The sequence below is a fragment of the Microbulbifer zhoushanensis genome (assembly GCF_021729055.1).
Taxonomy (GTDB): domain Bacteria; phylum Pseudomonadota; class Gammaproteobacteria; order Pseudomonadales; family Cellvibrionaceae; genus Microbulbifer; species Microbulbifer zhoushanensis.
Genome location: NZ_JAJSAO010000008.1, coordinates 33,911 through 44,827, shown reverse-complemented (window position 1 = coordinate 44,827; position 10,917 = coordinate 33,911). Strand labels below are relative to the sequence as shown.

5 protein-coding genes are annotated in these 10,917 nt (G+C 52.3%); 4 read left to right on the top strand and 1 reads right to left on the bottom strand.

What is annotated here, in order from left to right; translation table 11 throughout:
• Window positions 1–37 precede the first annotated feature (37 nt).
• The 4 genes from LVD10_RS16135 (at window position 38) to LVD10_RS16120 (ending at window position 6,020) form a co-directional block, all read left to right on the top strand.
• Window positions 38–946, top strand: coding sequence for a transglutaminase-like domain-containing protein (locus LVD10_RS16135; protein WP_233005735.1), 909 nt, complete (start codon window positions 38–40; stop codon window positions 944–946).
• A gap of 18 nt (window positions 947–964) precedes the next feature.
• On the top strand, window positions 965–2,938 hold the full coding sequence (locus LVD10_RS16130) for an acylphosphatase (RefSeq protein WP_237064291.1): 1,974 nt from the start codon (window positions 965–967) through the stop codon (window positions 2,936–2,938).
• Between the two features lie 392 nt (window positions 2,939–3,330).
• Window positions 3,331–5,310, top strand: a complete 1,980-nt coding sequence (locus tag LVD10_RS16125) for an acylphosphatase (RefSeq protein ID WP_237064289.1) — start codon at window positions 3,331–3,333, stop codon at window positions 5,308–5,310.
• Window positions 5,311–5,339: 29 nt separating this feature from the next.
• Entirely contained in the window at window positions 5,340–6,020 is a 681-nt protein-coding gene (locus tag LVD10_RS16120) for a TIGR02466 family protein (protein ID WP_237064287.1), read from the top strand.
• A gap of 31 nt (window positions 6,021–6,051) precedes the next feature.
• Here the strand turns inward: LVD10_RS16120 and LVD10_RS16115 are convergent, their stop codons facing one another.
• Window positions 6,052–10,806 carry a CapA family protein gene (locus LVD10_RS16115; protein WP_237064284.1) on the bottom strand — a complete coding sequence of 1,585 codons (4,755 nt, stop codon included), beginning with the start codon at window positions 10,804–10,806 and terminating at the stop codon, window positions 6,052–6,054.
• Window positions 10,807–10,917: the final 111 nt, after the last annotated feature.

The window sequence follows — 10,917 nt, the reverse complement described above, 5'->3', positions numbered from 1 at the left end:
AGTTATACAGGGGGCCATTTTGCAGGAGCGTAGCTTGATGGATATGAAGTTCTTCATCCTGGCAGGTGTATTCCTCCTGTTGATGTGGTTTGTGGTTAATGCGTCCTGGGGGCAGCCCCGTAAGGTGACGCTTACGGCTGAAGTTGTGGTCGATAATCGTTCTGACATCGATATCCGGGGTTACACGCATCGCATTTCCGTCCCGCTAAGGGATCATATGCAACAACGGCTATTGGACATCCGCTATGACTATCCAGAGCAGTTGAAGCGTAAGCATCATAAACTAGGCAATGGTGAATATGTTGAAATGGAATGGGACATCCCCGCAGGTTCACGGTCCGTTCGAACGGTTCAGTTTGACCTGGAAATCACCAGTTACGATTTTCACAAGATCGCTCCGACTCAGGAAGCAACGCCACCTGATGAGTATCTTAAGCCCAGAAAATATATTGAGTCCGATGCCGAACCTATTCGTAAACTTGCCACACATATCCGAAGGGCGTTTGACTCTGATGAGGATCGACTGAGGGCCGCATACCTGACTCCCCAGCAGCTACTCGAGTACGATGTGCAGTCGACCAAGGGCGCGCTCTACGCAGTCAATGAAGGGGAAGGGGATTGCACTGAGTATGCTGCCTTGTTCGTTGCCCTCGCACGGGCGATGGGATATCCAGCCCGGACAACTTCTGAATTCCTTATGACATCAAAACGTGAATTCAATCAGCCAAACCACCACGCTGCCGAGGTCTATATCGGGGGGCGTTGGATACCGGTAGATCCAAACCTTGCCCTGGATTCACGTTTTGGTTACGGCTTTGGTGTGGGTGGCAAGGAAAAGATTGTGCTCAACCGGGATTTTACCTGGGTCTGGTCAAACCTTTGGCCACGGGAGCTGAGGGGGAAAAGAGACCAGGTTGATGTAGATATTCACTGGAGCGTAAAGTAATCGTTCGAGGATGCCAAGATGTTTGATCATGTCCCTGCAGGTGCCGATGAGTTGTTTAAGACTGAAAATGACTTTTCAGGATCACCGTTTATCGAGAGAGAAGGTGATATCGCAACTGCACTGATCAGTGCGGAAGCGGAACGACAGAATTTTGAGGTAAGGCGCTATAAGAAGTTGGTCTATGATGTATTGCACAAAAATAACCGGGTCACTTTTCTCCAGAATAGCCCTGAAAATTCAGCTGTTTATAGCTACTGCGCCAGGCAGAAGGATGTCGCCAAGGAGATAATGGCGCGAAAGGGAGTGCCGGTTCCGTCGGGTGAGGTATTTGATGAGCCAGAGGCTGCATGGAACTACATCGAGTCCTGTAATACCAGCATGGTTCTGAAGCCGCTGGACCGTGCTTACGGATCAGGGGTAACCACTAATGTCCATTCCAGGGAGCATTTCCTCGAAGCTTGGGACTATGCCAGGCAATACGGCAGGGAGGTCTTGGTTGAGAGATGCATAAAAGGGTATGACCTTCGTGTGGTTGTCGTAGGCGGAAAGGCGGTAGCTGCCCTGTCAAGGATTCCAGCACATGTTATCGGTGATGGAAAGAGCACGATACAGCAACTGGTTGACCGCAAGAACCTCCAGCGAGAGAAAAACCCTTCCCTGCAGATTGACCTGATCACCCGATTTGATCTCCTGAAGCACAACGGGCGTTCCATGGAGGACGTTCCCGAGAAAGGTGAGTACGTGCAGTTGACGAGTGTTGCAAACACATCGGCCGGAGGGGACGCAGTACAGTTGCTGCACCTGGTTCCGCAGGAAGTTGTTGAGGTGGCGGAAAAGGCTGCTCGCTGCTTTCCGGGCCTGAACCAGACCGGTGTTGATCTGATGGTCGATGATCGGGGAGAAAAGGTGCAGTGCCATGTAATCGAGATAAACTCGAATCCCGGGATCTGTGATGCTGTATTCCCAAGTTATGGCAGTCCGGTAAATGTGCCTGGCGAGCTCCTGCGTCATGCTTTTTCCGGGAATCGCATTGAAAAATCGAATGCAGCCGAAGTAATTATCGCGCCCGCAGTGCCTTATGTTTTCGCACCGCGGTTACGTGTTGCCGCCACCGGCGAGAGCGAGCAGGCAGCATATATCAAACAAGCCGCAATTGCAGCGCAGCTCAGAGTTTCCCATATATCCCCCAGTGTCTTCGAGGTATCAGATCGTAGCGATTCGGTAATGTTTTACCAGGGCATGCCTGACAGGACCAATATCATTTCAAGGAAGGTATCCAGGGACAGGAAATGGCTCCAGGAGATCCTGGCGGAAGCGGGGCTGAACAGGACCGGAGATACACTGGAACTGTGCCAGTACCGGCTGATCGTAATTGATGGCAAGGTTGTAGCTGGTATTGATGGCGGCGCTTATTCCAGTGACGGAAAAGGTGCGGGAAATTACGCTGATCAGCGTAGGGATATCACTGAGCTGATCCACCCTGACTTTGCCAAGGCGGCATTGGAATCAGTTAAGGCGGTCTTTAACCCATATTTTGCTGGCGTGGACGTGCTTGCGGAGGATATTGAAGTATCTCCAGATGAGCAATCCTGGCGGGTTTCAGATGTGATGTGTAATCCTAACTTCATCCTGCATCACTATCCGTCTGAAGGTGTTGGTCGTGACGTTGCGGGGGCTTTGCTCCGGTCACTTTTTCCTGGTGCAGATTGGCAGCTGTCTTCGGACCGCTGTGTCTATGTCGTGGTGCGGGGCAGGGTTCAGGGCGTGGGATATCGTGACTGGGTCCAGAGAGAAGCAGTGCGACATGGTGTTGCGGGGTGGGTAAGAAACCTTCCCCACGGTGACGTCGAGATGTTTTTCAAGGGGCCCCACAGTGGCGTCGGTAGCTTACTGACATTGTGTGAGCAGGGCCCCACTCGAGCCAGAGTGTCGGAAGTTTCTGTACGTGAGCACATCCCAACTGAACAGAGGGCATTTCTGGTTTATCGATAAATCTGTACAGGCAGCACGCTACTACGGTGCTTCCCTGGTTAGCTCCATGTAACCGGGGACCTTCAATCTTTCATAAGCACCTATGTATAATTTTTGGTCGATCTTCGCCTGTATGCTTAGCTGTGTTATTTTTCAGTAGCTGAGCTGTAATTATAGGTATGTGCCAGTGACCAGGCCCAGGTAATGGTTGGGAAATTCGTGTCTCATGTCTCTTCTTTCGTGTTTCCATATTTATTGGCATATGGATCACGAACCATCACTAATCGATCAATGTAGATACACTAGAATTCGATTCTAAGGATCCTGGATCTATCGACTTTAGATGTTGTACATGGTGGTTAGGGGTCGAATTGAATACCTGTGAGTGGTTACCGTACTTGAGGATGACGTAGATGTCCGTACAAATACCCGAGGCCGCCGACAAGCTATTTTTAGTTGAAAATGACTATGAGAGTTCCCCTTTTCACCAGAGGGATGGCAATATTTCGATATCGTTGATCAGTTCAGAGGCAGAGCGCCTGGGGTTCAAAGTCAATATCTACAAGAAGATGATCTTTGACGTCACTAGCCATGGGCGAAGAGTTGGGTTTTTACAGAACAGTCCCGAAAACTCTGCTGTGTATACTCATTGTGCAAAGAATAAGAGCCTTGCGAAACGCATTCTCGATCGAGGTGGGGTCAAGGTGCCAGAAGGCCGGGAATTTGAGGATAGAGATCTGGCTCTCCGGTATTTCGAGTCCTGCAAGTGGCCAGTCGTAACAAAGCCCTTGAATAAATCTCATGGTACTGGTGTCACTACCGCGATAGATTCACGAGAACAGTTTTTAAGTGCCTGGGATTACGCCAGACGGTTTTCACGTACAGTTATTGTGGAGCGTTACCTGCGGGGTTACGATCTCCGCGTTGTAGTTATTGGAGGGAGGGCTGTATCTGCCTACGCCCGATTGCCGGCTAGTGTTATCGGCGATGGGGAAAGTACAATTCTTGAGCTGGTGGAAAGAAAGAACCAGCAGAGAGTGAAAAATCCATCTGCTGGAATATCTCCGATCAGGCGTTTTGATTTCCTGGATAGAAATGGACGATCAGTCGATGATGTGCCGAAAGCCGGAGAGTATGTTCAATTAGCCAGTGTGGCAAATATCTCTGCCGGAGGTGATGCAGTCCAGATTATTGATTATCTTGATAGCGGTGTCCTGGAGATTGCATTAAAGGCCGCAGCTTGCTTCCCTGGCCTGGCTCAGGTCGGCGTTGATCTCATCGTTGATGAGAGTCAGGACGTGGTGACCGCTGAGGTGATAGAAATAAACGGGAATCCCTCAGTTTCCAGCTCGGTATTTCCCAGTTACGGGCGCCCAGTTAATCTACCGGAAGAGTTGCTGAATTTTGCTTTTGGTAACTTGCATGTCAATGGCAGTGCCCGGGAAGATCCACTTGTGGCAGCAAGACCCTACGCTATTGGCGAAGAGTTCCGGAAATTTGCTACTGGAACACATCCCCAGAGAGACCTGGTTACCCAGGCTGCCTGCGCAATAAATCTTCGTGTAGAGAGAATCGACGATCTGGTAACCGAAGTATCTGACGGGCATGTTTCCGTAATATTCTATAAGGGGATTCCAGACCGGACCAGTGCGGTCTCGCTTAAGATTAGTCGAGATCGTAACTGGGTAAAGGAAATAGTAAATGAAGCAGGTCTGAGGAGTGAAAGGACGCCATCCCGATTAGTGGTCCTTTGTCAGTACCGAATTTTGGTTATTGACGGCCGTGTCGTCGCCTGTACCTTTGGTGGGCCCCATCATGGTAACGATGGTGAACCTTGTAGATACGAGGAATTTAGCCGAGACGTAACCCACCTGCTTCATCCCGGCTTCATCGATATTGCCTGTTGTTCTGTGGAGGCGGTATTCAGCCCTTATCTTGCTGGAGTCGATGTGCTCGCCTCGGATATCTCTGTCTCACCAGAAGAGCAGGCGTGGGTTGTCGACGGCATTTTTTGCAATCCAAGCCTGGCATTACATCACTTTCCTTCCCAGGGTGTCGGGCGTGATGTTGCAGGTTCTTTGATTCACTCACTTTTCCCGGATGTGGCCTCGACATCTGTTGCCTCGCGCTGTGTGCATGCAGTGATATGTGGTGATGTCCAAGGGGTGGGCTACCGAAAGTGGTTGAAACGCCAGGCTTTATTGCACGGTGTGGCTGGCTGGGTGCGTAATCTTAATCAAGGAGATGTCGAAATGTTACTGGAGGGCAGCCCTGTAGCCATTGAGTCCATGGTTAACCTGGCCAGGAGCGGTCATCCGCGGGCCAGGGTGTCAGACATTCAGCTAGAGGATTACCCATCACTCAGGCAGTTCAATTTTACCATGCAGAGTTAGTCTCTGTATCCTGTTTTATGTGAAGAGATATGGACATAATTAAATCAGCATTCGCAACGCCAATTCTCATAAAGGACTGGGAAAGTTCGCAATCGATTAATTCCAGGCTGATGCAGATTATTCTTGAAAAGGAAAGCACTTCACCAAAGGTACAAAGGTCGAATATAGGCAGTTGGGATTCTGGCAAGGACCTGCTCGAGTGGCCTTATGAGGAAGTTAAAGTCTTCAAGCAGAGAGTTATATCCTCTGTCCAGGAAATTACCAAGAGTGTCACGAAGGGAAGGTATGAACCCCGGCCTAATGATATGCTTGCTCATGCCTGGGCGAATGTTTCACGGGCTGAGAGCTATCGGAAAATACACAATCATGAGTCGTGTACCTGGTCGGGTGTCTATTATGTAAAATCCGATCTCGTGAAGGAAAGAAGCAAAGGCAGTGGTAATATAGAGTTTCTGGATCCTCGGATGTTATGTATTTCTACTGACCTGCCAGGTTGCAATTTTGGAGGCCTGAGTAAGGTCGTCCCCCGGGAAGGCAGGATGGTCCTGTTTCCCAACTGGCTGTATCACTATGTAAATCCGGTCGAGGATAATTCCCTCAGGATCTGCATTGCATTTAACGTCAAGTTGGAAACACAGGCGTCAAGGCGCAGGCTTGGTGGAATGCGGCCATTGGGGCTGGCTGAGCAAAGATCACAAGTGCAGGTGTGAGCTTTTCCTGCTATTTTACCCAGCCTCTTTTTCATGCTGGCGTAGTACTGGTGTCTGACATTTGCTCGAGCAGCCATGGGACAGAGCCAAAGTCTGAGTCACGTCTTGATCCCTTGAGCAAAAGAAGATCTGACTGCCGGACGAATTCCATCAGGTGACCCGCCAGTTCATCAGCTGTTGTAAAGTGTGGTCCAAGTATTGAGCCCGGTAAGACCTCGCGTAGATGCTTCATTTCCTCGCCATGTGTAATGACATGATCAACACCGCTCTCCAAGAGCGGTTTTGCCAGGCTTTGATGGAGTTCACGGGATTTATCCCCCAGGTGAACGATTCTGCCCAGTACAGCAACCTTGCGTCCCTGGCCTGTTATATTTGACTGGGCGAGTACAGAGAAAGCATTTAGCATCGAACTGACAGTAGCATTCCAGCTATCGTCAATAATGCTGATCTCCTTGCCTGCCAGTTTCATCCTGGTGCGGCTGAGGTGTGCGTCATCCAGCTCCAGGTTTTGAAGCTCTCCAGCCAGGCTGCGGAGATCCCTGCCCATGGCGTACAGTGCGCAAATAGCGGCAATGCTGTTCATCACCATCCCCTTGCTGGGTGCGGGTACCCGGTAATTCACAGTCTCATTCGGTGTTTCTATTGTTACCCAGCTTCCTTCATCATCGCCCTGGACATCCTTAATTTTCACCTCCGCATCAGGACCGGTTCCGAATATGACCAGCCTCCTGGCATGTTGCTGGGCTTTCGACTTAATGTACTCGAAGTGCTTGAGGTGATCACCAAATATAGCGATAGCTGGACCGGTCAATCCATCGAAAATGCGTGACTTCCAGCGTGCAGTATCTTTTGTAGAGCGCACATGGCTACGGGATTGTGAGATACCAATCTCAGTAACAATGGCTATGGTTGGCTTTATCAGTCGAGTTATTGGGCCTCTCTTCATCCACAGGGCACTCTGCGCAACTTCAATTACGGCTGCATCATCCTGAGTCGATAGGCTTGCCAGCATTGAAGGGGCCCCAACCCGAGAGTTGTAGTTGCCAAGACTTGTGAGCACTTTCTCCCTTCCACCAAGCATATGGCCGAGCATTCTCAGGGTAGTGGATTTCCCTGCGGTACCTGTAATGGCAATCACATCCTTGTCGTAGCGGGCCCTGGCGGCCAGGCCCAGTTCAACGATAGCCCTGATTGGATCATCAACCAGTAGCGTGGGAAATCCCCGGGGTAACCCTGGTATTGGCCTGGAAACGATCGCCCCGGCAAGTCGACCCGTCAGCTGGGACAGGCGCTTATGCATATCCCATATCTTCGTGACCGAGGAGCTCTGTTCATGATATGCCCGATCGTGGCTTGTGTGGGCAACAAACAGGGTCGGGCCCGTGACCTGTTCGATGAAGCTGATCCCTGACACCACGTTCTTTACAGCCCAGTCATCAGGAGGTGGCACCAGCCAGCTGCCGCCTGTGATGCGCTCTATCTGCTCGCCATCCCATGTTAATCCATGCTTATGATTCAGGAGGGAGCTGGGAAACTCGGTCTGGTAGACAGGCGCCTTACCACTTGGGGGGGAGGCCTTGCTGAAGTCCAGGTGTACCTGTAGCCCTTCCAGTGGGATAGGGGGTGTCCGGTCGCTTGTGTTTACCAGGCCTACGTGTAACTGCAGGTCCACACTCTGCAGGGTTCGCGAGCCCGGTGGCCTCAATCCATAGAAATCCCGGTAAATGCAGCCTTTCTTCCAGCGGCTCGTCGGTAGCTGCCAATCACAGGGATCGTGATCCATCGACTTCCCCCAGTAGGGCATCGAGGTCTGCTCGACCGGGACAGCTTGAAAGTCTATTCGGTGATCCTCATCAAGCTCAGTTTCGCAGGTCCAGAAAGACTCCACCCACAGCATTTGCCGATACTTGATCTCTCGAGGCCAGATGCGAATCCCAACCAGCTTCAGTGGTCCTATGGATTGTGGTGTAACACGGGCGTCCTCCGGCACCGAGGATACCTGCCATTCATCCCTGGTGATTTCGGTGGCGGCTTGCAGGGGGGCCAGCCGGTAAGTGGTAGTGGCCGCTACGGGAATATGTGGCGCTACTTCTCGCTCTGGCGGTGACAGGCCCAGTGTCGCAGTACCATTTTCTGTCAGGACGAAAGCTGTGCCCAGCGGTGCAGAAAGGCGGGCATACCGCCTGCAAGCATCGATGGCTTTACCATCTTTCAGTTGCCGGCTGAAGCCAAAACCAGAGCCGACTGGGACAAACGTTATGCGTTCGACCCCCCGGTGGCTAATTGCCAACCTGAACACACCGCTGTCCGCGAGTGAGTTTCGGATCGAGTCGAACAGGAGGTCGCCCGCGTCATGTATGATCGGCCTGCCTCGGTAAATCTCTGTTCCCTGAAGGACATGTGCGCTGGCTCCGAGCACTGCGTCGGCACCGGCGTCAATAATCGCGTGCCCCGTCAGGAGTTCTGCTTTACCTGGAGCCCGCTCCCGGTTTGGACCCCAATGTACGGCGACCAGCACCACTTCTGCCAGTTGGCGCGCGGCGCGGATTCGCGGCTCTAGAACGCTGGTCCAGGCATCCGGTTCTCCCAGTGGAAGATAGGCGCTCCCGGGCCTGTTTACCGTAGCCGCAAACTCTTCCTGTGTGGCATCCAGGGAAAAAATTGCCACATTCAGCTGTCCCGCGCGGCGAATCACGGGTGCCAGGGCCTGGTCGAGATTGCGGCCTGAGCCGGCATGGGCAATGCCTACCCTGTCTAGCCACTCACACTGCTCCACCAACGCATCAGTGCCGTAGTCGCCGCTGTGGTTGTTTGCGGTGGCCACTACATCCACTCTGGACTCCACCAGCAGGCGCAGCATCTCGGGCCTGGCGCGGTAATAATAGGGAGATAATTCGCCTTTCTGTGTCCCCTGTTCACCACAGGTCGCAACCACACATTCAAGGTTGATAACGGTCAGGTCTGCATTTCTCAGAGCTGGTATACGTCCGAGCACAGCTTTTCGACCCAGCTCTGCTGTGCGATAGTGCTGGCGCCGGGACAGGTTTACATCTCCGCCCCATGCTACGACCGGCCGCCCATCCGGGGGAGGTGCGGGCTTCAGGTCCTCTTCGATGGTGGCTTCTTGCCTCGCCTGGACTTTTCCTTTCCGCAGGTAATTGCGATAGGCGACATAACCGGACAGATAGTGCTCCACATCGTCAATACGAACACGGAATGCATGGTGCCTGATAAAGAAGCTGCCCAGGATCTTTGCCGGGTTCTTGTAGAACATGGCAAATTCTGGCCAGAAGTAGCCGTTGAGCAGGTAGTTTGCCCTTTTGTGCAGCGCGCGGTAGAACCATTCCAGGTCCAGCAGCTTCAGGAGGTGACGGTATTTGTCGTCTTGCGAGAGCCTCGTTACCATCTTCTGTGCCGCCATCATAAGTTCCAGCAGGGTCGGGAAGGTGGTGATACGGTTTTCGATAAAATCGAGGTAGCCCTCTACGTTCTGTATACCAAAGCGGTAGTATTTTTCCTCCGGCCGATAGAGGGTCAGTTCATTGACGCAATAACTTAACCAGTGGTCATGGGCCTGCCAGTGGTCGGCAGCGATAAAATATTCAAATGCCTTCTCGACCAGCTTCAGCCAACGCTCGTCGCCGGTCAGGCCGTAAAGCCGCATGAGCCCAAATGCCGCCTCGCCGTCATAATAGATGATGCGGAACTCTTCCTTGACTGATAACTCAGGGAACTGCAGAACATGCACGAACTTCCCTGACTCGCGGTCCTGCATGAACTCTATGCCCAGTGCCAACTGGTCCATTAGTTCACGGTACTGGTTGTTTCCTGTAAGCTCGCACCACTTAACATAAGCCAGCAGGCAGACGGCATTGCCTCCGAGCTTGACCTCGCCATCGGCCTCAACCAGGAAAGCTGCCTGTTCCCCGGATGGCAAGGCAGCACGCCTGATCAGCGTTTTCGAGAGGTAGTCAAGGGAGCGCTCTATCGCGGAGTGGAGATTCTTGTCACGGGTTACCTCCCAGGCCTCTGTCATGGCATACGTACTACTTGCGTGTCGAAGTGTGTTGTAGGTGCCGATTGGTTTGTCGAAGCATGCATGCCAGCCATATTCGAAACGGCCACTCTTCTTTACCTGGCCTGCCAGGTAGCTACTGCTGGTCTCGATCAGTCTGGTTGTGGTGGCTTCGTCCAGGTCGTCGATGATCCTTCTGCCGGCGTTTCTCCCGGGACCATAAAGGTACTCGGGCGCGCCGGATTCATCACAAAAGAGACCTTCCGTCCACAAGCGATATACTGTTTTTTCATCCGAAAAATCCGGTATGAGCTTGTTTCCATACCGCTTTCGACAGTACACATTGAAGTTCTTCTCATTGACGACGGCATGCCCAATCTGGTTTCCACCGTAGAGCATGGCGTTGCCATTCAGTTCCTGTTCGAGGAAAGCAAAACGAAATTCGTCATCCAGGGCGATGCCATAGCGGAAGTAAGATCGCTTGGTGGCACTGAGTATTTCCTTCAGCCCTGCCCAGCTCATCTTGTCGGCGCGGGTGACCCAATCCATGCGCAGCCAGCAGGGCTTGAGCTTGCCGGACCTGGTTGCCTTGCGTGCCTCGGCGGTAATAGCCTGCCATGTCTCCGTTATGCTTTCGCCTTTCACATGGCGGGTGACGGCCCGCTCTTTCCCGTCGCAAATCGAGACAAACAGTATGTGGGGGGCAGGGAGGTCTTCCAGTTTCCTCTCCACCATTGGTTTTGCTTTCAATAAGAGATCTGAGAGCGTCATTGTTCCTTCTCGCGTCCGTGAGAGATGCTGCTGACGAATTACGCGTCACGGGGTGGGGGGCCGGTTTGGTGATTGTTCAGTGCGGTACTCGGACCTGAGTCGGCAGTTTTT